The 23,079-nt window shown below is 67.9% G+C and carries 20 protein-coding genes; 2 read left to right on the plus strand and 18 right to left on the minus strand.

All coding sequences use genetic code 11. The features are described from left to right. The first annotated feature begins 78 nt into the window (after positions 1–78). A complete protein-coding gene (locus tag C1H66_RS16390; protein ID WP_102628948.1) occupies positions 79–1,611 on the plus strand; it encodes a uracil permease in 1,533 nt (510 codons plus the stop codon). Positions 1,612–1,707: 96 nt separating this feature from the next. Here C1H66_RS16390 and C1H66_RS16395 read toward each other — a convergent pair whose 3' ends face one another. The 4 genes from C1H66_RS16395 to C1H66_RS16410 form a co-directional block, all read right to left on the minus strand. After that, entirely contained in the window at positions 1,708–2,355 is a 648-nt protein-coding gene (locus tag C1H66_RS16395) for a hypothetical protein (RefSeq protein WP_110286189.1), read from the minus strand. Between the two features lie 401 nt (positions 2,356–2,756). Continuing rightward, on the minus strand, positions 2,757–4,076 hold the full coding sequence (locus C1H66_RS16400; protein WP_276308845.1) for a D-amino acid dehydrogenase: 1,320 nt from the start codon (positions 4,074–4,076) through the stop codon (positions 2,757–2,759). Between the two features lie 160 nt (positions 4,077–4,236). Then, the gene (locus C1H66_RS16405) at positions 4,237–5,523 is read right to left on the minus strand and encodes an MATE family efflux transporter (RefSeq protein ID WP_102628951.1); all 1,287 of its coding nucleotides are present in this window, start codon (positions 5,521–5,523) and stop codon (positions 4,237–4,239) included. 114 nt (positions 5,524–5,637) lie between these two features. Next, entirely contained in the window at positions 5,638–7,470 is a 1,833-nt protein-coding gene (locus tag C1H66_RS16410; protein ID WP_102628952.1) for a putative bifunctional diguanylate cyclase/phosphodiesterase, read from the minus strand. A gap of 291 nt (positions 7,471–7,761) precedes the next feature. Between C1H66_RS16410 and C1H66_RS16415 the strand changes: the two genes are divergently transcribed. Then, entirely contained in the window at positions 7,762–8,556 is a 795-nt protein-coding gene (locus C1H66_RS16415; protein WP_102628953.1) for a 2OG-Fe dioxygenase family protein, read from the plus strand. Between the two features lie 123 nt (positions 8,557–8,679). On the opposite strand, the gene C1H66_RS16420 is transcribed toward C1H66_RS16415, so the two are convergent. From C1H66_RS16420 to C1H66_RS16485, 14 genes are all read right to left on the minus strand, one after another. Beyond that, positions 8,680–9,294 (minus strand): YceI family protein, encoded by a 615-nt coding sequence (locus C1H66_RS16420; RefSeq protein ID WP_102628954.1) that lies wholly within the window; start codon positions 9,292–9,294, stop codon positions 8,680–8,682. 62 nt (positions 9,295–9,356) lie between these two features. Next, positions 9,357–9,911: a cytochrome b gene (locus C1H66_RS16425; protein ID WP_102628955.1), complete on the minus strand. Its 555-nt coding sequence runs from the start codon at positions 9,909–9,911 to the stop codon at positions 9,357–9,359. 147 nt (positions 9,912–10,058) lie between these two features. Continuing rightward, positions 10,059–10,745 (minus strand): type 1 glutamine amidotransferase domain-containing protein, encoded by a 687-nt coding sequence (locus tag C1H66_RS16430; RefSeq protein ID WP_102628956.1) that lies wholly within the window; start codon positions 10,743–10,745, stop codon positions 10,059–10,061. A 121-nt stretch (positions 10,746–10,866) separates the two neighbouring features. After that, positions 10,867–12,057, minus strand: a complete 1,191-nt coding sequence (locus tag C1H66_RS16435; protein ID WP_102628957.1) for an O-succinylhomoserine sulfhydrylase — start codon at positions 12,055–12,057, stop codon at positions 10,867–10,869. Between the two features lie 10 nt (positions 12,058–12,067). Next, a complete protein-coding gene (gene purF / locus C1H66_RS16440; protein WP_102628958.1) occupies positions 12,068–13,591 on the minus strand; it encodes an amidophosphoribosyltransferase in 1,524 nt (507 codons plus the stop codon). A gap of 58 nt (positions 13,592–13,649) precedes the next feature. Next, the gene (locus C1H66_RS16445) at positions 13,650–14,246 is read right to left on the minus strand and encodes a CvpA family protein (protein WP_102628959.1); all 597 of its coding nucleotides are present in this window, start codon (positions 14,244–14,246) and stop codon (positions 13,650–13,652) included. 2 nt (positions 14,247–14,248) lie between these two features. Beyond that, the gene (locus tag C1H66_RS16450) at positions 14,249–14,947 is read right to left on the minus strand and encodes an SPOR domain-containing protein (protein WP_240618366.1); all 699 of its coding nucleotides are present in this window, start codon (positions 14,945–14,947) and stop codon (positions 14,249–14,251) included. Positions 14,948–14,955: 8 nt separating this feature from the next. Continuing rightward, entirely contained in the window at positions 14,956–16,278 is a 1,323-nt protein-coding gene (gene folC, locus C1H66_RS16455) for a bifunctional tetrahydrofolate synthase/dihydrofolate synthase (protein WP_102628961.1), read from the minus strand. Positions 16,279–16,289: 11 nt separating this feature from the next. Further along, positions 16,290–17,306, minus strand: coding sequence for an acetyl-CoA carboxylase, carboxyltransferase subunit beta (gene accD, locus C1H66_RS16460; protein WP_102628962.1), 1,017 nt, complete (start codon positions 17,304–17,306; stop codon positions 16,290–16,292). 77 nt (positions 17,307–17,383) lie between these two features. Then, complete coding sequence (gene trpA / locus C1H66_RS16465) at positions 17,384–18,199, minus strand: tryptophan synthase subunit alpha (RefSeq protein WP_102628972.1); 816 nt, start codon at positions 18,197–18,199, stop codon at positions 17,384–17,386. Between the two features lie 15 nt (positions 18,200–18,214). After that, positions 18,215–19,429, minus strand: a complete 1,215-nt coding sequence (gene trpB / locus C1H66_RS16470) for a tryptophan synthase subunit beta (protein ID WP_170064173.1) — start codon at positions 19,427–19,429, stop codon at positions 18,215–18,217. A gap of 72 nt (positions 19,430–19,501) precedes the next feature. Continuing rightward, positions 19,502–20,158 (minus strand): phosphoribosylanthranilate isomerase, encoded by a 657-nt coding sequence (locus C1H66_RS16475; protein WP_102628964.1) that lies wholly within the window; start codon positions 20,156–20,158, stop codon positions 19,502–19,504. Beyond that, on the minus strand, positions 20,155–21,099 hold the full coding sequence (gene truA, locus C1H66_RS16480) for a tRNA pseudouridine(38-40) synthase TruA (RefSeq protein ID WP_102628965.1): 945 nt from the start codon (positions 21,097–21,099) through the stop codon (positions 20,155–20,157). The genes C1H66_RS16475 and truA overlap by 4 nt, the downstream gene beginning before the upstream one ends. A 7-nt stretch (positions 21,100–21,106) precedes the next feature. Next, on the minus strand, positions 21,107–23,079 hold a 1,973-nt coding region (locus tag C1H66_RS16485; protein WP_146010741.1), incomplete at its 5' end, for a FimV/HubP family polar landmark protein.

The raw sequence follows: 23,079 nt of genomic DNA on the forward strand, positions 1-23,079 counted from the left end.
GGACTTGACCGATCAGTCAGAATCCAGCCAGACTATGGATTGCCTTTGTATACAACCCCTATAACGAAGAGGCTTATCATGGCGGCTACCCCTGTGCACTCTCCTGTACATTATCCCTGGTACAAGAAGGAGGACACCGATGCCTTCTTCGCCCTGTTCCAGAACAACATCGCCAACTTCGTGATCATCGCCATCACCATGCTCGGCATGGGCTTCCCCGCGTCGATCGTCTTCGGCCAGGTGCTCCCGGGCGCCGCGGTGGCGGTGATGGCGGGCAACTTCTACTACGCCTGGAGCGCCGCGCGCCTGGCACGCAAGGAGAATCGCGCCGACGTCACCGCGCTCTCCTACGGCATCTCGACCCCGGTGATGTTCGTCTTCCTGTTCGGCGTGCTGCTGCCGGCCAAGCAGCTCACCGGCGACGCCGAACTGGCCTGGAAGGTGGCGGTGGCCGCCTGCTTCATCAGCGGCGCCATCGAGGCGGCGATCAGCCTGATCGGGCGCTGGGTGCAGTACCATCTGCCGAGAGCCGCCATGCTGGGGGCCGTCGCCGGGGTCGCGTTGACCTTCATCGCCGGCGAGATGCTGTTCAAGACCCTGGAGATGCCGGTGATCGGCCTGCTGGTGCTGGCGATCATCATCGTCGGCCTGGTGGCCCGGGTGGCCATGCCCTTCCGCCTGCCCACCTCGCTGTTTGCCATCATCGTCGGCACCGCCCTGGCCTACCTGATCGGCGATGCCGGCGGCGAGCGCTTCAGCGACGCCTTCACCCATCTCGGCTTCTACCCGCTGCTGCCCAACCTGGCCTGGCTCGAGGGGCTGGGGCTGCTGTTCACCGGCATGCTGGCGGTGCTCACCGTGGTGCTGCCGATCACGCTGTATAACGCCATCGAGACCATGAACAACGTCGAGGCCATGGAGGCCGCCGGCGACAAGTACGACGTGCGCGAGTGCCAGGCGGTGGATGGCGCCGGCACCATGATCGGCGCCCTGTTCGGCGGCGTCTTCCCCACCACCGTCTACATCGCCACCGTGGGCGCCAAGTGGATGGGCGCCGGTCGCGGCTACAGCCTCCTCAACGGAGCCGTCTACGGCCTGGCCACCATGTTCGGCCTGATCGCGGCCCTGGCGGCGATCATTCCCGTCGCGGTGGTGGCCCCGATCCTGGTGTTCGTCGGCATGTCGATGATCGCCACCGCCTTCCAGAGCAACGACACCCGCTACTACCCGGCGGTGGCCCTGGCGATGCTGCCCTACTTCGCCAACTACGTGATGACGCGTTTCAATCGCGGCGCCGGCGAGATCGTCGCCGACATCTCCGGCGGCATCGTCGCCATGGGCCAGGGCGCCATGTTCATGGCCATCTTCATCGGTGCCATGACGGTCTCGGTGATCGACCACCAGTTCCGCCGCGCCGCGGCCTTCGCCGGCGTGGCCGCGGGCTTCTCCTTCGTCGGCCTGATGCACGCCCCGAAGCTCGCGCTCAATGCCGCCCAGGACTTCACCCTCGGCTACCTGGTGATGGCCGCGCTGTTCCTCTATTTCGCCTGGCAGCAGGAGCGCCTGGCCGCCCCGCGACCGGTGTCCACCACGCCGCCGCCGGCCGACTGATCGTCTCACGCAACGAGGCCCTGCCGGTCACCCGGCAGGGCCTCGTTCCCATTGGTGCACCGAGACCGGCGATTGCGGCTCCGAGGCGGGTCTCGCCTATTGGACCTCGGCCTCAGCGTCAGCGTCGGCCTCGACCTCTGCCTCGGCACCACCTTCAAGGTCCTCCTCGGCTTGCCCCTCGGTCTCGCCTCTTATGCGATCGCGGTTCGATTCGAGGCGATCCTGGGCGGGCTCGGCGGCACGCTCGATGGCGCGATCCAACCCGGGGGCGCGGGTCTTCTCATCCTCGGCCTGGGCATCCGTCTCGGCCTCGGCATCCATCTCTGACTCCATGCCGGTATCGGTGTCGGCATCCATCCCTGACTCCATGTCGGTGTCGGTGTCGACATCCGATTCGGCGTCGGCATCGACCCCCGCCTCGGCATCGACACCCGCCTCGGCATCGACACCCGCCTCGGCATCGACACCCGCCTCGGCATCGACGCCGGCGCCGATTCCATCGCCATCGGTATCAGTACCGTCGGCATCCCCGTCGGTGCCACCATCGGCGCCAGCGCCGGCACCCGCATCACCGTCGGCTTGAGCCAGCAGCAGCGTGTCGCTGGCCGCGCCCGTCATGGGCATGGCGGAAAAACTGCCGCCTTGAACGTCGTCTTCAAGGCTGGCCGCCTGGACCTGGGCAGTCGCGCCGGCCAGACCTGAGAAAACCAGTGCCATGCTGGCAGCAAGTGTCTTGAGTTTCATAGCGCCTCCTCGTGCCCCGTGTTCCCTGGGGCCGGTATCCATCATCCGGGATGGCTCCTCCTTGAGCCCCTCGTCGTGACGAGTCTTGCTCCTGTTTATACCTTGCGAGCAACGTGCCAGAAGCAAAAGTAGCCTTGTAGAATCATCAAGATATTAAGAAACAGCGTTTTCTCATACGGCCACCACCGATGGCAAACCCCCATTATCTGTCGCATCATGGAGACATGAAATGGGAAACGAGCCGGAAGGGGCCGCCACAGTAGCAGGCGTTGGTGTCTGCATTACGCGACAGCATCGTGCGCTCCTGCTGAACAGACACCGCCAGCGCAGGAGGGTCCCCACCGGACGCCACGAGGCCCTGCCGGTCACCCGGCAGGGCCTCGTCATGGGCAGGCGGTGTCTCAGGCCGCGTAGCGCGAGACGTCCAGCCCGCTTGGATCGATGGCCGGTGCCTTGCCGCTCATCAGGTCGCCCAGCAGCTGGCCGCTGCCGCAGCTCATCGTCCAGCCCAGGGTGCCATGGCCGGTGTTCAGCCAGAGGTTGTCGACCGGGGTGGCACCGATGATCGGCGTGGAGTCCGGGGTCATGGGGCGCAGGCCGGTCCAGAACTCGGCCTTCGCCACGTCGCCGCCCTCGGGGAAGACGTCGCGCACCACCATGCTGATGGTGGCCCGGCGCTTCTCCAGCAGGCTCAGGTCGTAGGAGGCCAGCTCGGCGGTACCGCCCACCCGGATGCGGTCGTCGAAGCGCGAGATCGCCACCTTGAAGGTCTCGTCCATCACCGTGGACTGGGGGGCACCGCCGTCGTCGGTCACCGGCACGGTCAGGCTGTAGCCCTTGACCGGATAGATCGGCAGGCGAATACCCAGGTCCTTGACCAGGAAGGGCGAAAAGCTGCCGAGGCAGACCACATAGGCATCGGCGGTGAGCTCACCCTCGCTGGTCACCACGCTCTCGATGCGGCCGGCCGAGCGCTTGAGGCGCTGGATCTCGACATTGAAGCGGAACTCGACACCGAGTCGCTCCCGACAGTGGTCGGCCAGGCGATTGGTGAAGAGGTAGCAGTCGCCGGTCTGGTCGTCGGGCAGGTGCAGGCCGCCGACGAACTTGCCGGGCACCCGGGCCAGCGCCGGTTCCACCGCGGCGAGCTCATCGGCACCCAGCAGCCTGTGGCGTACGCCGCACTGCTCGAGCACCTTCATGTCCTTGCCCACGGCCTCCACCTGCGCGTCACTCCTGAACAGCTGCAGCAGGCCGCGCTGGCGATCTTCGTAACGGATACCGGTCTCCTCGCGCAGGGCATTGATGCAGGCGCGACTGTGCTCGGCGACGCGTACCATGCGCTCCTTGTTCACCGCATAGCGCTCGGGGTTGCAGTTGCCCAGCATCTGCATCATGAAGCGCGCCATGGTCGGATCCATCTTCGGCTGGATCTTCAGCGGCGCGTGCTCCTGGAACATCCACTTGACGGCCTTCTGGGGGATCCCGGGCGCTGCCCAGGGCGAGGAGAAGCCGAAGGAGACCTGGCCGGCGTTGCCGTAGCTGGTCTCCAGTGCCGGTGACGGCTGGCGATCCACCACCGTGACCTCATGGCCCTGACGGGCCAGGTAATAGGCGCTGGTGACGCCGACGACGCCGCTGCCGAGAATCAGTACCTTCATGGGCTCTCCCCCCTTGGCTTCCGTTGTTGGATGGCCTTGTGCTTGTGATCGATGCCGCAACGCAGGTCACCCGGCGCGGGTGCCTGGCGACGGAGGGAGTATAAGAAGACTAAGCCAGTGAATGACTCTGATTTTCTACAACAAAATAAAAAATATAGTTATATTTAAAATATTTTATAGCATTTATATGTATTATTCTTATTTATTTCAGATGATTCACCTATGCCACAATCGGCCGGCGCCGCCGCGGACTGGCAAGGACGCGCCGGAGCACCTGCCAGGCCGCCAGCCCCGCCAGCAGATTGCCCAGCGCCGCGCCCAGGGCGAGCCCCGTGAGGCTACCCAGCCAGGCTCCGATCCAGAGGCAGGGCAGGTAGAAGACAAACAGCCGCGCCGCAGACATCAGCATGGCACGCAGTGGCCAGCCGAGGGCATTGCCCGCCGAGACCACCAGCATGCAGACACCGAGAGCGGCGTAGCTCGGCAGCAGGCAGCGGATCAGCATCGCCAGGTCATCGCGCACCTCGGGGTTGCCCGAGAGCACCAGGGCCACCGAGGGCGACAGCAAGGCCAATACCAGTCCCAGCCCCAGTTGCCAGAGCACCACGACGCGAAGGGCCAGGCGCATCAGGCGGCGTACCTGCTCCCAGTCTCCCGCCCCGTAGCAGCGCCCCAGCCAGGGCGGCAGCGACATGGTCATGGCCAGTACCACCATCAGCGACACGCTCTCCAGGCGGCTGGCCAGCCCCCAGGCCGCCACCGGGGCCTCGCCGAGGGCGGCCACCACCGAGATCGCCAGCATGGCGGCCAGCGGCGGCATCAGTTGGCCGATCATGGCCGGAGCGGCGATACCGACGAAGGGCCGCGCCGAAAGGCGCCACTCGGCGGAAAGGCCGTCCCGGGCCAGCCAGCCGGTCCGCCGCAGGCGCCGCCCCAGCACCAGCAGACCACAGGAGAAGGCGATGGCCGTGGCCCAGGCCGCCCCGGGAAGTCCCAGCCCGCCCCAGGGGCCGATGCCGAAGATCAACAGCGGATCGAGCACCAGGTTGACCAGGCTGGTGACCACCATCATCTTGCCCGGCAACCGGGTATCGCCATGGGCACGGAACAGGCTGTAGCCGAAGTAGAGCGCGGCACCCAGCCAGGCCGCCAGCAGCTGTGGCGCCCAGTAGGCACGAATCAGCTCACGGCTCGCCGGATCGGCGCCCAGCCCCGCGAACACTGGCCCCTGGACGGCCCACAGCAGCAAGGCCAGCAACGCGATGACGCTCGTACCGGCCAGCAGCACCAGGCTGCCCAAGCGCCGGGCACGGGCCTCCTCCCCCGCCCCCAGGGCCCGGGAGACCAGTGCCGCGATGGCGATGCCCAGCCCCACCTGGATGCCGATGATCAGGAACGACAGCGGGTAGGTGAACGACTGGGCGGCCAGCGGCGCCGTCCCCAGGCGGGCGATGAAGGCGCTGTCCACGAGCTGGAAACCGAGCAACGCCAGTACGCCGATGGCCATGGGCCAGGTCTGGCGCCAGAGGGTGAGCCCGAGGGAGGAAGAAGCTGCGGTTTTCGTCACGACGGCTCCAGTGCGAGAGCAAATGCCGGATTCTACGCCAAAGTCGGGCCGTGCTCAGTTCGACAGGCTACCGAGGCTCTGCACTCCTCCGACGAGCAGCCGCTCGATGGCGTCGGCGGGCATCGGACGGTAGAAGTAGAAGCCCTGCACCAGATCGCAGTGGATATCGCGGACCAGGGCGAGCTGCTCGGCGTTCTCGACCCCCTCGGCGACGACTTCGAGCCCGAGGCGATGGCCGATGAAGACCGCCGCCTCCATGATGGCGCGGTCCTCGGGCTGCCCTGGCGCATCCCGAACGAAGGAGCGGTCGATCTTCAATGACGTCACCGGAAACTGCTTGAGGTAGCTCAGCGACGAGTACCCGGTACCGAAGTCGTCGATGGCGATGCGGAAGCCGCGATGGTGCAGGGAATGCAACCCCTCGAGGATGCGCGCGTCGGCTTCGATAAGCACGTTCTCGGTGAGCTCGATACCGATCTCCCGCGGCCCGAGTCGATAGCGACGAAGATGGGCCTCGAGTCGCTCGAAGACGTCGTGCCGCCCCATCTGCCGCCCGGAGAAGTTGATGTCGATGCGTTCCAGCTTCACGCCGGCATCCCGCCATTGCGCCCGCTGTCGGCAAGTCTCCTCCATGACCCAATCGCCCAACCGGTGGATCAGCCCGGAACGCTCGGCGACGGGGATGAATTCCTGGGGGGATACCGGTTGCCCGGGGAGCGGCTCCCACCGCAGCAGGGCCTCCAGGTTCTCGATCCGGCCACTGGCTGCCGACACCTGGGGCTGGTAGTGCAGAAAGAGTTCATTGTTGTCCAGGGCACGCTCGAGGCTCTCGGCCAGGCGGTGCTGTCGCACCAGATCGTCGTGCAGGTGCTGATGGAAGAATCGCAACCCCCCTCGCCCTTCCAGCTTGGCCTGATTCTTGGCCACATCGGCATTGCGGATCAGTTCGCGGGCACCAGCGCCGTTGTCGGGAAACAAGCAGATCCCCAGGCTTGCCGTGATGCTGCGTTTGTGTCCCTCCAGGCCGAAGGGGCGCCGGAAGACCTCCTGCACCTTGTGCAGGACACGCATGACATCGTCTTCCCTGTGCACGCCGGGAAACGCCAGCACGAACTCGTCACCCGAGACCCGCGACATCAGGTCCGTGGCGCGCAGTTGCTCGCTCAGTCGTCGGCTCAGCTCGATCAGCAGGCGATCCCCCTCCTCGTAGCCGAGGGCATCGTTGATCTCGACGAAGCGATCGATGTCGAGGTAGAGCAGCGCCAGGCCGAGGCCCCGTCGGCGACATCCGTCGAGGACCTCGTCGAGATCCGCCTCGAAGGTCTGGCGGTTGGGCAGGTGGGTCAGGCGATCGAAGCGAGTGGCGAACTCCAGATCGCGATGGGCCCGCTTCTGGTCGGAGAGGTCCACGTCGACGCAGAACATGAGTGGCTCGTCGGTGTGCTCGTTGAGCATGACGTGGTGGGAGAAGACGGGAACCAGCTCACCGCTCTGGTGCCTGAGCTCCAGCTCACCGGCGGGAATCTCGACACTCTCGTGTATCCACGCGCGATGGGCCGCGATGACGCCATCACGCATGGCGTCGGGTATGATCAGGTCCTCGAGCAACTCTCCCTGCGCTTCATCCGACGAGTAACCGTAGAGGCGAGTACTGGCCTCGTTCCAGTAGATCACGCGACGGTCGCGGTCGTACCCCTGCACCGCCACCTTCGGCAGGCTCTCCAGCAACGCCCTGAAGCGTTGCTCGCTCTCCAGATACTGGCGCCGCACACGATCCACGTCCCCCTGGCCACCCCTTGCGGTGGCAGGCGAATCGCGTCGAGTCACCGGCCGTTTCGGCAGCCACTGCCCCAACCACTGCCTGAGACGGGAGTCGCGGGCGAACATTCACATCCTCATCGTCGGGGAACGACGCCAGCCCACCCTCATGGCCCGGGAGGCCTGATCATGCGGGCGCCTACCTTTTACATCCTATACCTCCCTGTCGCCTACCTCCTACATCCTTGGTCGGCGTGGTCCCAACTATCCCATACCGCAGGACGAGATCCACCCCACATTTGTAAATTGTAAGTACATTTCTTTGACATTTCATTGCATTTATTTTCATTTTTCTTCTGTGGGTCGGACTTTTGTCCGACAACGCACGGGCAATTCTGCCCTATCGACAGGAGAAACCTCATGAAACTCGAGACCCTAAAGTATGGCTTCGACCTCACCGGCATGCCTCTCGATCCGCTGGCAAACTACTGGCCTTCGACAGTGGCCACCTCGCTGGCACAACAGGACTGGGCACTGACCGAGGTGCGCTCACGCCTGGACCTGGAGGCCTGGCAAGCCTTCACCGACGACCTCCCACGGGACCCCTACGTCAACCGGCGCTGGAAGCGCATGTCCTGGCTGGCACTCGATGAGCTGGGCGACGTCAAGGAGATGGGACCCTGCCCCATGGCACAGGGCGGTGCCTTCAACGACGCCGAGAGCATGGCCGACCGCCTGCGTTACTACGATCCCCTGACGCCCGATTTCCTGGCCCGCCCCGACGTCAAGGCGTTCGTGCGCGCCTGGGCCAGACTGTGGAACCTCGGTGCCAACGAGCCGATCCTGATGCAGATCACCGGGGTGCGTGGAGAGGCGCTGGTGGACCCGTTGCAGGGACAGGGCATCCACGCCGACGGCAGCAAGGCCCTCAGCATCCTGGTGCTCAAGCGGGACAACGTGAGCGGCGCAGACAACCACCTCTACGCCGACAAGGCCGGCACCCGGCCGCTCGCCGATGCCATCCTGGCCCCCGGCGACATCCTGCACCTGCGCGATGATCGGCTCTACCACAGCGTGGATAGCATCGCCCAGCAGGATCCCGCCGTGCCCTTCGAGCGCTTCATCATCATCATCAACAGTCGCTTCGTGGATGACTTCCAGAACCGCATCCTGCGGCGCCACTTCCCCGACGCGGTACTCAACGAGACCCGTTGACCCGCAGACCCACGGCGGCCGCGGGCAGAAATCAAACGCTGCCATGGCGGATCATCACCACAACGCAACATCCCCGGGTCTCGTACCCGGGGATGTTGCATTAGTGCCTGGGCAAGGTCGGGGTTACTGGCGCACGCCCTCGAAGGTCACGTAGAGCTCGAGCTCGTGCATGACCTCGGGGAAGTCACTCATGTCGATACCGAAGTCGGCCAGAGTCAGCAGGGTGCTGCCCTCGAAGCCGGCGCGATAGCCGCCCCAGGGATCCTCGCCCTCACCCATCAGGGTCACCGGCATCTCGATCTCGCGGGTCTCGCCGTGCAGGGTCAGGTCACCGGTCAACACGCCCTCGTCGTCGCCGTTGGGCGTGAAGCCAGTGGAGACGAAGGTGGCGGTCGGATACTCGCCGGCATCCAGGAAGTCGCTGCTGATGAAGTGCTTGTCACGCTCGGCATGGTTGGTGGTCAGGCTGTCCACCTGCACTTCCATCTCGACGCTTGCTGCCTCGAGGTCTTCCGGGTCATAGCTGAACTGGCCCGAGAACTCCTCGAAGTTGCCGAGGATATAGGAATAGCCGAGGTGGTTGATCTTGAACTGGATGAAGGCATGCTGGCCTTCGGTGTCGATCACGTAGTCGTCGGCTTGTGCCTGGCTGGCACCTGCCAGGGCAGTGGCGATCAGGGCAGTGGCGATCAGGGCAGTGGCGATCAGGGCGGTGGCGAGCGCGGTCTTCTTCAGCATCGGTGATGTCTCCTTGGGAATCGAATCCACCCTGGGGTGGAACAGGCACGGGGCGCCCCGGCTCAGGGTCGCCGGGAATGCGTCGGGTTGATCATGCGCGTGAGCACGTCGTGGCGGTCGACGAGATGGTGCTTGAAGGCGGCCAGGGCATGCCCCGCGGCGAGCAACAGCAACGCCAGGGCGCTGTACCAGTGGATCTCGCCGGCGATGCTCGCCTGGTTCGGCAGGTCACTGACCAAGGCGGGCACCACGAAGGCGTCGAACACGCTGATGCCGCGGCCGTTGGCGGTGGAGATCAGGTAGCCACTGATCAGCACCACCAGCATCAGCGCATAGAGGGCGATATGGCCGAGGTGGGCGGCGAGGCGTTCGAGGCGATGGCCGCGGGCGGTCGGGGTCGGCTGCGCGAACCGCCAGGCCAGGCGCAGCAGGGTGGCAAACAGCAGCAGCATGCCGATGGAGCGGTGCCACCAGGGGGCCAGGTTGTACCAGGGGTCGTAGTAGCCCAGGCCGGTCATCCACCAGCCCAGGGCGAACAGGCCGACGATGGCGATCGCCAGGACCCAGTGCAGCAGGATGCTGACAAGCCCCCAGCCACTCTCCGTGTTGCGCCACATGCTTTTGTTCCTCGGGTGCCTCGATGACGATGGCGGCAAGCATACCGCAGCGCATCATGCGTATCCGCTGAAAAAAGCCGAATGCACCATTCGGAAAAACCGCATGCCGCCCGTCACGGGGACGTGACGCACGCACGGGCTCAGCGCTCAGCGCTCGGCGAGCACCTCCAGCAGCAACCGGGCGGTCGGGGCACTGGAGGCGGGGTTCTGTCCGGTGACCAGTAACCCGTCACGCACCTGGAAGGGAGCGAAGTCGTCGTCGCTGCGCTCGTAATGGGCCCCCTGGGCTTTCAGCGCGTCCTCGAGCAGGTGCGGGACCACCCCGACCAGGCCCACGGCCTCCTCTTCGCTATTGGTGAAACCGGTGACACGCCTGCCCTTGACCAGCGGCTCACCGGCAGGCGTGCGGGGCCCAAGCAACACCGTGGGCGCATGGCACACCGCCGCCACCGGACGCTGCGCCGCCAGGAAGCCCTCGATCAGGCGGCGTGAGTCGGCGTCACCGGTGAGGTCCCACAGCGGGCCGTGTCCGCCCGGGTAGAAGACCGCGTCGAAGTCGGCCACCTCGATGTCGGAGAGTTTCCGCGTAGCGGCGAGTTGCGCCTTGGCGTCGCTGTCGGCCTCGAAGCGTCGTGTCTCTTCGGTGAGGGCCTCTTCCGCCAGGGAGTTGGGGTCCACCGGCGGCTGGCCGCCGGCCGGCGAGGCCAGGACGATCTCGGCACCGGCGTCCTTGAACACATAGTAGGGCGCGGCGAATTCCTCGAGCCAGAAGCCGGTGGCATGGCCGGTATCACCCAGGCGGTCGTGGGACGTCAATACCATCAGGATCTTCATCAGGGCCCTCCTGGGCGGCAATGGATGGATCTCCCGACTAAGGATGGCGGCAGCTGCTGCGAGTTCAAGGCAGGAGGCGGTAACGAAGGGTAACGCCCCGCCGTCCGGCGGGGCACGGCGCTCAACCCAAGGCGTCGAGGCCACGGGCCAGGTCGGCGCGGATGTCGTCGAGGGACTCCAGCCCCACCGCCACGCGGATCAGTCCTTCATTGATACCGGCGGACGCCCTCTGGTCGTCGGAGAGCCGGCCGTGGGTGGTGGTGCCGGGGTGGGTGATGGTGGACTTGACGTCGCCCAGGTTGCCGGTGATCGAGAGCAGGCGGGTGGCATCGATCACCGACCAGGCCGCCTCGCGGCCGCCCTTCACCTCGAAGCCCAGCACCGCACCGAACCCCAGCTGCTGGCGGGTGGCGAGTTCATGCTGGGGGTGGCTCGGGAGTCCGCTGTAGTGGACCCGCATCACCGCTGGATGCCCCTCCAGCCACTCGGCCAGGGCCTGGGCGTTGTCGCAGTGGGCGCGCATGCGCAGGTTCAGGGTCTCGAGTCCCTTGGTGAAGAGCCAGGCGTTGAACGGGCTCAGGCACGGGCCGCAGGTACGCACCACCCCGAACAGCTCCTCGAGTTCCTTGTCACGCCCCACCACCGCTCCACCGATGGCACGGCCCTGCCCGTCCAGGTACTTGGTGGCGGAGTGGATCACCAGGTCGGCACCGAGCGCCAGCGGCTTCTGCAGTGCCGGGGTCAAAAAGCAGTTGTCGATGGCCAGCAGCGCATCGTGCCGGTGGGCGATCTCGGCCAGCGCCGCGATGTCGACCACCTCGGAGAGCGGGTTGGAGGGCGTCTCGGCGAACAGCAGTTTGGTCGCCGGGGTCATCGCCGCTTCCCAGGCGTCGAGGTTCGACAACTCAACGTAGCGGGTGGTGATGCCGAGCTTGCCGAGGTACTTGTCGAACAGGCTGACCGTCGAGCCGAACAGCGAGCGCGAGGCGACGATCTCGTCGCCGGCCTGCAGCAGCGCCAGGGCGGTGGCCAGTATCGCCGCCATGCCGGAACTGGTGGCCACGCAGCGCTCGCCGCCTTCCATGGCCGCCAGGCGCTTCTCGAAGGTCCGCACCGTGGGGTTGGTGAAGCGCGAGTAGATGTTGCCCGGCTCCTCGCCACCGAACTTGCGCGCCGCCTCGGCCGCGCTGCCGAAGACGAAGCTCGAGGTCGGGAAGATCGGCTCGCCGTGCTCCTGCTCGTTGGTGCGGACATGGCCGGCGCGAATCGCCAGGGTCTCCAGGTCCCAGTCCGGTGTCTGGTCGTCGTGCATGGTCCGCCCCTCAATCATCGATGTCGTCATCCTGGTTGTGCATCCCCACCAGGGCGTGGTCGCCGGCACTCTGCTCCTGCTTGGCGGCGTCGTTGCGCGATGCCTCGAGGTCCGAGAGATAGGCCTCGTCGATGTCACCGGTGACGTAGTTGCCGTCGAACACCGAACAGTCGAACGCCTCGAGGTTCGGGTTGACTTCGCGGCAGGCGACCTTCAGGTCCTCGAGATCCTGATAGAAGATGCGGTCGGCGCCGATCAGCTCGCCCACCTCGGCCTCGCTGCGGCCATGGGCGATCAGCTCGCTCGCCGCCGGCATGTCGATGCCATAGACGTTGGGGTAGCGTACCGGCGGCGCGGCCGAGGCGAAATAGACCTTGTTGGCGCCGGCTTCGCGGGCCATCTGGATGATCTGCTTGCAGGTGGTGCCGCGCACGATGGAGTCGTCCACCAGCAGCACGTTCTTGCCCTTGAACTCGATGTCGATGGCGTTGAGTTTCTGGCGCACCGACTTCTTGCGCTGGGTCTGGCCGGGCATGATGAAGGTCCGCCCGATGTAGCGGTTCTTCATGAAGCCTTCCCGGTAGGTCACCCCCAGGTGCTGGGCGAGCTCGAGGGCCGAGGTGCGCGAGGTATCCGGGATCGGGATCACCACGTCGATGTCGTGCTCCGGCCACTCGCTCTGGATGCGATCGCCGAGCTTGCGCCCCATCTGCATGCGGGTGCCGTAGACATAGGCGCCGTCGAGGATGGAGTCGGGGCGCGCCAGGTAGACGTGCTCGAAGATACAGGGCGCGAGCCGCGGCCGGTCCGCACACTGCTGGGTATGGATGGTGCCGGACATGTCGACGAAGATCGCCTCGCCCGGGTCCAGGTCGCGATGCAGTTCGAAGCCACCGACATCCAGCGCCACCGATTCGGAGGCGATCATCACCTCCTGCCCCTGGCCCTCGTCGCGGGTACCGAACACCACCGGGCGGATGCCATGGGGGTCGCGGAAGGCGACCATGCCGACACCGTTGATGATCGCCACCGCGGCATAGCCCCCCTTGCAGCGGCGGTGGACGCGACGTACCGCGTCGAAGATGTCGCCGGGCTCCAGGTGCAGCCCCTGCTTGCCCAGCTCGTGGGCGAAGACGTTGAGCAGCACCTCGGAGTCGGAGCTGGTGTTGATATGACGCAGGTCGGAGGAGAACAGCTCCTGCTTGAGCTGGTCGGAGTTGGTCAGGTTGCCGTTGTGGGCGAGCGTGATGCCGTAGGGCGAATTGACATAGAAGGGCTGCGACTCCGCCTCGCTGGCGGAACCGGCGGTGGGGTAACGCACATGGCCGATGCCCACGTTGCCCTTGAGGCGCGCCATGTGGCGGGTATGGAAGACGTCCCGCACCAGGCCGTTGCTCTTGCGCAACAGGAAGCGGCCCTCATGCCAGGTCATCATGCCGGCGGCATCCTGTCCGCGATGCTGGAGCACCGTCAGGGCGTCATAGATGCCCTGGTTCACCGCCTGCTTGGCCATCAGGCCCACGATACCGCACATTCCACCTTACCTCGCTTGCCTTGGTTCAGGACGGCCATGCCGCTCACCGCCCCGGGATTCACATGTCAGGGGTCGTCGTCGTCTCGCCGGCCCGGTCGGTATCCGGTGCGATGCCGGCCTGGCGACCGTTGCCGGGCAGGGTAATCTCGCGCAGCGACTCCGGCGTCTCGGGAATGCTCCCCTCCCACGCCTCGAGCTGGCTCACCGCCCAGTCGCGCAGCTGCTCGAAGCTCGGGCGCAGTTCGGCATCCTGCCACGCCTCGAGCTGGGCCAGTGGCGTGAGGGTGATCAGGATGGTACCCAGCACCAGGATCGCCGCGCCCTTGGCGGTACCGAAGGCGGCCCCCATCACCCGGTTGAACAGCCCCATGCCGACCCACTCGATGGCGGCATGCACCATGCGGATGACGATGCCGCACACCAGCACCACGGCGAAGATCACCAGGATGAAGGCCAGCACCAGCCGGGCATCGGGGTTGTCGATCAGACCGGCCAGCAGGTCCGCCACCGGCACGGCCAGCAGCCGCGCCGCGAACAGGGCGATGATCCAGGCGGCGAGCCCCAGCGCCTCGCGGATCAACCCCCGCAGGAAGCCGGTCAGGGTGGTCACGGCCAGCACGGCGAGGAAGATCCAGTCGATCCAGGTCAACGCCATGCTCACTCCCTCACCCTGACCAGCAGGCCCTGAAGGTTGGCCCTCTCCTTGAGCTCGCCCATGGCCCGCTCCCCGGCTTCCGAGGAGTCATAGGGCCCCACATAGACGGTGGTCAGGTTGTTGTCCCGCGGGCGGCTGAAGGCAGTGAACCCCTGCTCCCCCAGCTGCGCCTCGAGACGCTCGGCATTGGCCGGTTCGCCGAAGCTGCCCACCTGCACCGCCCACTCGCCGGTGGCAGCCGCTGGCGTCGGCGCGGCGTCGGCACTCTCGGAGCGACCGGCGCTCTCGGCGAGACGCTGATCGGCGGCCCGGGCCAGCTCGGCGATGGGATCGGCATCCACGACTGGCTCGCGCGCCGGCTCGGCGGCGGGCGGTGCGACCGCCTCCGCCATGACCTGCTCGGAGGGTTCGGCGTCCACCTCCTCGGGCGACGCCTCGACACCACCGCGTTCGTCGCCCGGGACGGCTGCCTCGTCCTCCCCCGACTCGCGGGGCGTCACCCCCGAAGGCGACTGGATCTGTCCCAGGCTCGCCGGAGGCTGCGGGTCCGGTACGTCACGGCGTTCGACGTCGACCGGCTGCTCGATGGTCAGCACCGGCTGGGGGCGCTCGCTGCGCGGGGCGGGCTCGTCGAACAGCATGGGGACGAAGATCACCGCCAGGGCGATCAGGATTACTGCTCCGCTGAGGCGTTCTCGCATTCCGTACTTCATGGTGCTCCCTCGATGGCCGTCTCTCCCGCTTCAGTCTGAGCCGACGACTGCCACCACGCCAGTACCTCGCCCACGGTGAAGAAGGAACCGCACACCAGCACCCGGTCCTCGGGGGCGAGACGGGCAGCCAGCCAGGCGGCCCCCTCGGCGGGTGACGCTGCGCGATGCCATATCGCCTCGCCGCGGGCGACGAGGTGCTCGGCGAGATCATCGGCGGTGCGGGCCCGCTCGCCGGCCAGGCCGACCGGCACCCAGGCATCCACCGCCGGCGCCAGCGCCGCGATCACGCCGTCGGCATCCTTGTCGCCGAGCATGCCGAGCAGGCCGATGGTGCGGCCGGTACAGGGGCGTGCCAGCAGTCGCTCGGCCAGGTAGGCCGCGGCGTGGGGATTGTGCCCCACGTCCAGGCACCACCGGCCCAGCCACTGCATGCGGCCGGGCAGTTCGACCCGGGCCAGGGCCCGGTGGCAGGCGTCGGGGTCGAGGGGCAGGCCGGTGAGTGCCAGGGCCTGCAGGGCCGTGGCGGCGTTGTCCAGCGGCAGGCCGGGGTCGGGCAAGCCGGCAAGCGTCAGGGACTCGCCCGCCCCGCCCTGCCCCGCCCAGCGCCAGCCCTCACCATCACCCTGGCGCCGGAATGCCTCGCCCAGGGCGACCACCCGGGCACCGAGCTCGCCCGCCACGGCGCGCACGCTGCCCGGCAGCGTCGTGCTGCCCAGCACCGCGGGACGGCCGGTGCGCAGGATCCCGGCCTTCTCGCGGCCGATGCCCTCCAGGTCGTCGCCGAGGAAGGCGGCATGATCCCGGGCCACGGTGGTCACCACCGCCACGTCCGGGTCGATCACGTTCACGGCATCGAGCCGCCCACCGAGCCCCACCTCGAGGATCGCCAGATCGGGAGGCTGCCGGGCGATGGCATGCAGGGCGCCGAGGGTCCCGACCTCGAAATAGGTCAGGCTCACCGGCTCGCCGGCGAGGCGCGCCCTCTCCACCGCGGCGAAGCCATCGATCAGGGTGGCATCGTCGGCCTCCTTCCCGTCCAGTCGCAGGCGCTCGTTGTAGCGCAGCAGGTGGGGGGAGGTATAGGCGGCCGTGGAGAGACCATGGGCCCGGGCCAGCGCCTCGAGCATGGCCACCGTGGAGCCCTTGCCGTTGGTGCCCGCCACGGTAATCACCCGCCCGGCGATCGGCACCTCGAGCAGCCCCATGCGGCGCGCGACCTCGGCCACGCGCTCGAGGCCGAGCTCGATGCCCACCGGATGGGCCGCTTCCAGCCGGGCCAGCCAGGCGTCGAGGGAAATGGGCAGGGCCGCGTCACACATGTCGGCAGCGGTCAGCGCGGGCCGTCGGCGCGTTCGTCACGCCCCGCTTCCTCGCCTTCGACGCCCGCGGCGGGCTCGGGCTCGAGAAGCGTATAGTCGGCGGTGGCCTGGGCCCGCTCGGCGGCATCCACCAGGTCGAGCTCACGGTCCGCCTCGTCGACCAGGCCGATGGCCGGCTGGTGGGTCAGCTTGCGCAGCACGCTGCCGAGGCGGTCGCGCATTTCGCGACGGTGGACGATCATGTCCACGGTGCCGTGCTCGAGCAGGAACTCGCTGCGCTGGAAGCCCTCGGGGAGTTTCTCGCGCACGGTCTGCTCGATGACCCGGGGCCCGGCGAAGCCGATCAGGGCGTTGGGTTCGGCCACGTTGAGATCGCCGAGCATGGCCAGCGACGCCGATACACCGCCGAACACCGGATCGGTGAGCACCGAGATATAGGGCACACCGGCCTGCTTGAGCTTTTCCAGCGCCGCGGAGGTCTTGGCCATCTGCATCAGCGAGAAGAGCGCCTCCTGCATGCGCGCCCCGCCCGAGGCGGAGAAGCAGATCAGCGGGATGCCCTCGTCCAGGGCCAGGGTGGCGGCGCGCACGAACTTCTCGCCCACCACGCCCCCCATGGAGCCACCCATGAAGGTGAACTCGAAGGAGACCACCACCACCGGCAGGCCATCGAGGGTGCCCCGCATGACGATCAACGCATCCTTCTCGCCGGTCTCCTTCTGGGCCGCGGCCAGCCGGTCCCGGTACTTCTTGGAATCGCGGAACTTGAGGCGATCCACCGGCTCCACCTCGGCGGCCAGCTCCTCGCGCCCCTCCTTGTCGAGGAACCAGTCGAGTCGCTTGCGCGCGGTCAGGCGCAGGTGATGGTCGCACTTGGGGCAGACGTTGTGGTGCTTCTCGAGTTCGGGGAGATAGAGCACTGCCTCGCACTTGGGGCACTTGCGCCACAGGCCATCGGGCACGCTCGCCCGGCGATCCTTGCGCTGGATACGCCCCATGGAGGGCACGATCTTGTCTAGCCAGCTCATGTCAGAAAGGGTTCCGTCATGTGGTCGGCGCCCGGCACCCCGGGCGCGTGAATCGAAGCATCGACGAAGGGCCGTCGTCAGGCGCCGCTCATGGCGTCCAGGGCCTGGCGCATCTCGCCCAGCACCGCCTTGAGTTCGGCGGGAATCGCCTCCGGCGTCTCGGCGTTGGCGGCGATGCGGCTGACCAGGGCCGAGCCGACGATCACCCCGTCGGCGACCTTGCCCACCTCCGCCGCCGAGGCACCGTCACGGATGCCGAAGCCGACGCAGAGCGGCAACCCGGTCATCTCGCGCAGCGGCGCCAGGTGACTGGCCACGTCCTCGGCATCGAGAATCGCCGAACCGGTCACGCCCTTCAGCGACACATAGTAGAGATAGCCTTCGCCATGGGCGCATATTGTAGCGGCCCGGGCGTGGGAAGTGGTAGGGGCGACGAGGAAGATCGAAGCCAGCCCGCGGGCCTTGAGCACGGGCCCGAACTCCTCGGCCTCCTCCGGCGGCATGTCGACGGTCAGCACGCCGTCGACGCCCGCCGCCGCGGCCTGATCGGCGAAGGCCTCGAGGCCAATGCGCTCCACCGGATTGAGGTAGCCCATCAGCACCACCGGGGTGGCGGCGTCGGTCTGGCGGAACTCGCGCACCATGTCGAACAGGTGGGCGAGGCGCACGCCGTGCCTGAGGGCCCGCTCGCAGGCCTTCTGGATCACCGGGCCGTCGGCCATGGGGTCGGAGAACGGCACGCCCAGCTCGATGACGTCGGCCCCCGCCTCCACCAGGGCGTGCATGAAACCCACGGTGTATTCGGGCGCCGGGTCGCCGGCGGTGATGAAGGGAATCAGCGCGCGGCGCCCCTGTTCCTTGAGCTCGGCGAAGCGTTGGTCGATACGGTTCATGGTATGGGCCGCCATTCAGAGTTCGATGCCGTCGATCTTGGCCACGGTCAGGATATCCTTGTCGCCGCGGCCGGAGAGGTTGACCACGATCTGCTGGTCGGGTCGCATGGTGGGTGCCAGCACCTTGGCATGGGCCAGGGCGTGGGCCGACTCCAGCGCCGGCATGATGCCCTCGATCCGGGTCAGCTCGCGAAACGCCTCGAGCACCTCGGCATCGTTGGCGGCCACGTAGTTGACGCGCCCCACGTCCTTCCACAGCGCGTGCTCGGGGCCGACACCGGGATAGTCGAGACCGGCCGAGATCGAGTGGGTGTCGGAGACCTGGCCACCCTCGTCGGACATCAGGTAGGTCCGGTTGCCGTGCAGCACGCCGCGGGGCGCATTGGACGCCAGGGGCGCGGCATGGCGGCCGGTCTCGACGCCGTCGCCGCCGGCCTCGACGCCGTACATCGCCACCTCGTCGTCTTCGACGAAGGGGTAGAAGAGCCCCATGGCGTTGGAGCCACCGCCGACACAGGCGATCAGCGCATCGGGCAGCTTGCCGAATTCCTCCAGCGACTGGCGGCGCGCCTCGCGGCCGACCACGGCGTTGAAGTCGCGCACCAGCATCGGATAGGGATGCGGCCCCGCCACGGTGCCGATGATGTAGAAGGTGTCGTCGACGTTGGTGACCCAGTCGCGCAGCGCCTCGTTCATGGCGTCCTTGAGGGTGCGCGTGCCGGACGTCACCGGAATGACGTTGGCCCCGAGCAGGCGCATGCGATAGACGTTGAGCTTCTGGCGCTCCACGTCCTCGGCCCCCATGTAGACGTCGCACTTGAGCCCCAGGCGTGCCGCCACGGTGGCGGTGGCCACGCCGTGCTGGCCGGCACCGGTCTCGGCGATCACCCGCGGCTTGCCGCTCTTCTTGGCCAGCAGCGCCTGGCCGATGGTGTTGTTCACCTTGTGGGCGCCGGTGTGGTTCAGGTCCTCGCGCTTGAGCCAGATCTGTGCCCCGCCGAGCCGCTTCGACCACCGCTCGGCGTGATAGAGCGGCGAAGGACGGCCCACGTAGTGGGCCAGGTCGTAGTCGAATTCCGCCTGGAACGCCGGATCGTCGCGCAGACCCAGGTAGGTCTTGGCCAGATCGTCCAGGGCGAAGCTCAGGGTCTCCGAGACGAACCGGCCGCCGTAGGGGCCAAAATGGCCGCGGGCATCCGGCAGTCGGGTCAGGTCACTGAACTTGCTCACGAAAGACACCTCACAGGTCGCCAGAAAGGGGGCTTGTGGTTGAAGGGTGGAACGAATCGGGAAGCGGGCGGATCACCGCGCCGGGCGCGACTCGTCGCCGCGCCGCACGGCCTCGATGAAGGCCGCGATGCGCCCGGCATCCTTGACGCCCGGGGAGGCCTCGACCCCGCCCGAGACGTCGACGGCGAAGGGCCGCACCCGGGCGATCGCCTCGGCCACGTTGTCCGCCGTCAGGCCTCCCGCGAGAATAACAGGTTTTGCCAGGTTTGCGGGGATTCGCGACCAGTCGAAGGTCTCGCCGGTGCCGCCCGGCACCCCGGGGCGGTAGGCGTCCAGCAGCAGCGCCCGGGCACCGTCATGGGCACCGGCGAGGGCGTGCAGGTCGAGGCCGTCGCGCATGCGCAGGGCCTTGATCCAGGGGCGCCCGAGCATGGCGCAGAAATCGGGTGACTCATCGCCATGCAACTGCAGCAGGTCGAGATGCTCGGCACAGCGCCGGATCAGCTCGGGGTCCTGGTCGACGAACAGTCCCACCCGGGTGACGAAGGCCGGTACCCGCGCCGCGAGTGCGGCGAGCCGCGCCTCGTCGATGGCCCGCTTGCTGCCGGGCCAGAGCACGAAGCCCAGCGCATCGGCGCCCGCCGCCACGGCGGCATCGACATCCTCGGGACGGGTCAGGCCGCAGAGCTTGACGCGAGTGCGGGACGGGGCGACACGAGGTTCGGTCATGGCTCGCCCTCCTCGAGCGGACTCTCCACCGGCGCGGCCACGGCCACCGGCCGGCCGCGGCGGAATTCGACCATGGGGCAGTCGGGCAACTCGCGCTCGCCGGTCCACTCGCCGAGGAAGGCCAGCAGATTGGGCCCCAGCGGTTCCCGCGGCAACCCCCAGGCCTCGTCGTAGAGCGAATCGACGAAGTGCAGGCCGCAGGCCGGTGCGGTGACGTCGGCCAGGGTGCGATCCCTGAGCGCCATCAGGCGCGCCAGATAGTCGATGCCCTGCTCGCCCCGCCCCACGGTGACCAGGGCGCCGACGATATTGCGGATCATGTGGTGCAGGAAGGCATTGCCCTGGACGTCGATTACCACCAGCGGACCGTGGCGGTGCACCTCGATGAAGTGCAGGTGCCGCCAGGCGGTCTTCGACTGGCAGCCGGCGGCGCGGAAGCTCGAGAAGTCGTGCTCCCCCACCAGGGCCTGGGCGGCCAGGTGCATGGCGTCGGCATCCAGCGGATCGCGACACCAGGTGGCGTTGGCCCGCTCGAGTACCGGCCGGCTCGGCTGGTTGAGGATCACGTAGCGGTAGCGCCGCGCCAGCGCCTTGAAGCGGGCGTGAAAGTCGTCGGGCACCGCCTTCACCCAGCGCACCGCGATATCCCGTGGCAGGTTGGCATTGACGCCGAAGACCCAGGCCTTCTCGGAACGCGGTGCGGGGGGGTCGAAGTGGACGATCTGGCGGGTGGCGTGCACACCGGAATCGGTGCGCCCGCTGGCATGCACCGTCACCGGGTGGCTCGCCACCCTGGCCAGTGCCGTCTCCAGCTCGCCCTGCACCGAGGCGGCATGCTTGAGGCGCTGCCAGCCACAGTAGGCGCTGCCGTCATATTCCACCCCCATGACCAAGCGGCCAGTGAGGGGGTGGCGATCGTCGAGGAGTCGAAACAGGGTCATGCGGCCTTCAGAGGTCGTGACGGGTGATCAAGGCCCGGGCCTCCTCCCGTGCCGACGGGTCGTCGGCACCCTCGGCCAGCCTGTGCAGCAGGGGCCGAGCCCGTTCGACCTCGCCCTCGGCCAGCAGACGGCGGGCCTCGGCCAGGGTTGACGCGGAGGAGGCGCCAGCGGAAAGCCATTCATTATCCCGATCCAGCGGCGGGAATGCCACCTCTTCGACCTCCCAGTCGTCTGCCCCTCCGATGGGGCCGCGCCCATCGTCGTCGGGCGCTTGCGGCTCCTCGGCCGGGCCGAACTCCACGCTCGGCTGCATCGGCGTCTCTTCCCGCGGCGTCGGGCTCGGATCCAGGGTGGGCGGCCGGTAATCGATGATATTGCGCTCGGCCTCGTCGGCCCGACGAGAGGGCGTCGGTGCGGACGGCGGCTGGGGGACAGGGGGCGGCTCGTCGTCGCTCGCCTCGGGCCGCGCGGCGTCCGGCGTGGCCCGGGTTGGCCGGACATCGCTTTCGGGCTCCGACACGGACTCTGACTCGGACTCGGACTCGGACTCGGGCCGACGGTAGCGGGCGGCAGGATCCCCGCCCCTTTCCGGCTCGGGGGCGTCGTCAGCGACTCGTTCCGCTGGCTCGCCACCAGGCTCGGATGCCGAAGGGGACGGCTCCTCGTCGGGCTCGTCGAAGCGCCGCGGCGGCAGTTCCGCCGGCTCGGCAAAGACGGCGCGTTCGCCCCCCGCCGGCGTAGCCGCAGCGTCCGGCGGTGCCGGGCGACGGTTCATCAGCTCCTCCACCTCGGCCAGCACCAGCGGATCGCCGCCGGCCCGCAGCCGCTCCGCCTCGCGCTCGGCACTGCCATGGCTGCCCTGCTCCAGATGGACCATCAACAGCTTGAGCCTCAGGTCGTCGCGTTCCGGCTCACGCTCCAGGCCGGCCTCGAGCAGTTCACGTGCCTGGTCGTAGCGGCCATAGGCGATGAAGATATCGGCCTCGTTGATCGCCTCGGCCTGGGGCATGGAGACGCGCACCGGCGCGGCCTCGCCCGTGCCGGCCACCACGGGCCCCACGGCGGAGCCGGCCACGCTACTCCCCCCCGGCGCCACCGCCTGCACTTGAGCGAAGGTGGATACCGTCTCGTCCCGGCGCTGCCGGCGCCGCACCAGGGCCCATAGCGCCAGCAGGGCGGCAAGCGCGACGCCCCCCAGCATCGGGAGACGGCCCTGTCCTCCCTGGTAGAAGGCGCCCCACCATGGCGACTCGCCCGGCGACACGTCGTCCCCGGGCGGGACCACCCCGCCTGTCCCGGGGCCGTCGACGCCCTGGCCCCCGGCACTCAGGGCGGCCAACTGGTCGCGCAGCGCCTCCAGCTCCTCACGCATCCCGATGAGCTCGTCCTGCAGTTCATCCCGCTCGCTGCGCACCGCCTCCAGGACCTGACGGTTCTCGAGCCAGCGAGCCTCGAGGCGCAGCAGGCGATCGTCGCTGGTCAGGTCGCCCTCGCCGTGGAGGGCCTGGAGCACCGTCGGGTCGATCACGACCCGTTCGTCGGCGGCCGTCGCGGCGCCCTCGCCGAGCCCCCCCTCTTCCGCGGTGCCGACGGCCAGGGTCCCCTCGGCGGCCGCCTCGGCATCGGTGAGCAACGTCAGGCGCGGCGCCTCTCCCCCGTCGGCCGCCCGAGCGCCCTCGACGGACTCGCCCTCCGGGGAGGATGTCTCGTCGGCACCGAGCGCCGCGACGGCGGTTGGCGGCGCGACCTCCTCGCTGCCCTCCAGCGGCACGCGGGTCGGCGCTCCGCTGCCGCGGTTGGCCCAGGCCTGGTTCATGGCCTGGACGAGACGTTCGGCCTCACCGGACGACCGCGCGGCGATGGCGTTCCGCCCCGGCACCACCAGCGTGTAGCCGGCACGCATGGCGTTGATGTTGCCCGAGGGAAACACCTCGGGGTTGGCTTCCACCAACGCCACCATCATCTGGTTCATGCTGATGC

The sequence above is a fragment of the Halomonas heilongjiangensis genome, assembly GCF_002879645.1.
Lineage (GTDB): Bacteria > Pseudomonadota > Gammaproteobacteria > Pseudomonadales > Halomonadaceae > Halomonas > Halomonas heilongjiangensis.

Excerpts from the sequence above, each read along its gene's own strand:
- C1H66_RS16390 (WP_102628948.1), top strand. The coding sequence starts at position 79 with ATGGCGGCTACCCCTGTGCACTCTCCTGTACATTATCCCTGGTACAAG.
- C1H66_RS16395 (WP_110286189.1), bottom strand. The coding sequence starts at position 2,355 with ATGAAACTCAAGACACTTGCTGCCAGCATGGCACTGGTTTTCTCAGGT.
- C1H66_RS16405 (WP_102628951.1), bottom strand. The coding sequence starts at position 5,523 with ATGGCCATCGGCGTACTGGCGTTGCTCGGTTTCCAGCTCGTGGACAGC.
- C1H66_RS16410 (WP_102628952.1), bottom strand. The coding sequence starts at position 7,470 with ATGTTCGCCCGCGACTCCCGTCTCAGGCAGTGGTTGGGGCAGTGGCTG.
- C1H66_RS16415 (WP_102628953.1), top strand. The coding sequence starts at position 7,762 with ATGAAACTCGAGACCCTAAAGTATGGCTTCGACCTCACCGGCATGCCT.
- C1H66_RS16420 (WP_102628954.1), bottom strand. The coding sequence starts at position 9,294 with ATGCTGAAGAAGACCGCGCTCGCCACCGCCCTGATCGCCACTGCCCTG.
- C1H66_RS16425 (WP_102628955.1), bottom strand. The coding sequence starts at position 9,911 with ATGTGGCGCAACACGGAGAGTGGCTGGGGGCTTGTCAGCATCCTGCTG.
- C1H66_RS16430 (WP_102628956.1), bottom strand. The coding sequence starts at position 10,745 with ATGAAGATCCTGATGGTATTGACGTCCCACGACCGCCTGGGTGATACC.
- C1H66_RS16435 (WP_102628957.1), bottom strand. The coding sequence starts at position 12,057 with ATGCACGACGACCAGACACCGGACTGGGACCTGGAGACCCTGGCGATT.
- purF (WP_102628958.1), bottom strand. The coding sequence starts at position 13,591 with ATGTGCGGTATCGTGGGCCTGATGGCCAAGCAGGCGGTGAACCAGGGC.
- C1H66_RS16445 (WP_102628959.1), bottom strand. The coding sequence starts at position 14,246 with ATGGCGTTGACCTGGATCGACTGGATCTTCCTCGCCGTGCTGGCCGTG.
- C1H66_RS16450 (WP_240618366.1), bottom strand. The coding sequence starts at position 14,947 with ATGCGAGAACGCCTCAGCGGAGCAGTAATCCTGATCGCCCTGGCGGTG.
- folC (WP_102628961.1), bottom strand. The coding sequence starts at position 16,278 with ATGTGTGACGCGGCCCTGCCCATTTCCCTCGACGCCTGGCTGGCCCGG.
- accD (WP_102628962.1), bottom strand. The coding sequence starts at position 17,306 with ATGAGCTGGCTAGACAAGATCGTGCCCTCCATGGGGCGTATCCAGCGC.
- trpA (WP_102628972.1), bottom strand. The coding sequence starts at position 18,199 with ATGAACCGTATCGACCAACGCTTCGCCGAGCTCAAGGAACAGGGGCGC.
- C1H66_RS16475 (WP_102628964.1), bottom strand. The coding sequence starts at position 20,158 with ATGACCGAACCTCGTGTCGCCCCGTCCCGCACTCGCGTCAAGCTCTGC.
- truA (WP_102628965.1), bottom strand. The coding sequence starts at position 21,099 with ATGACCCTGTTTCGACTCCTCGACGATCGCCACCCCCTCACTGGCCGC.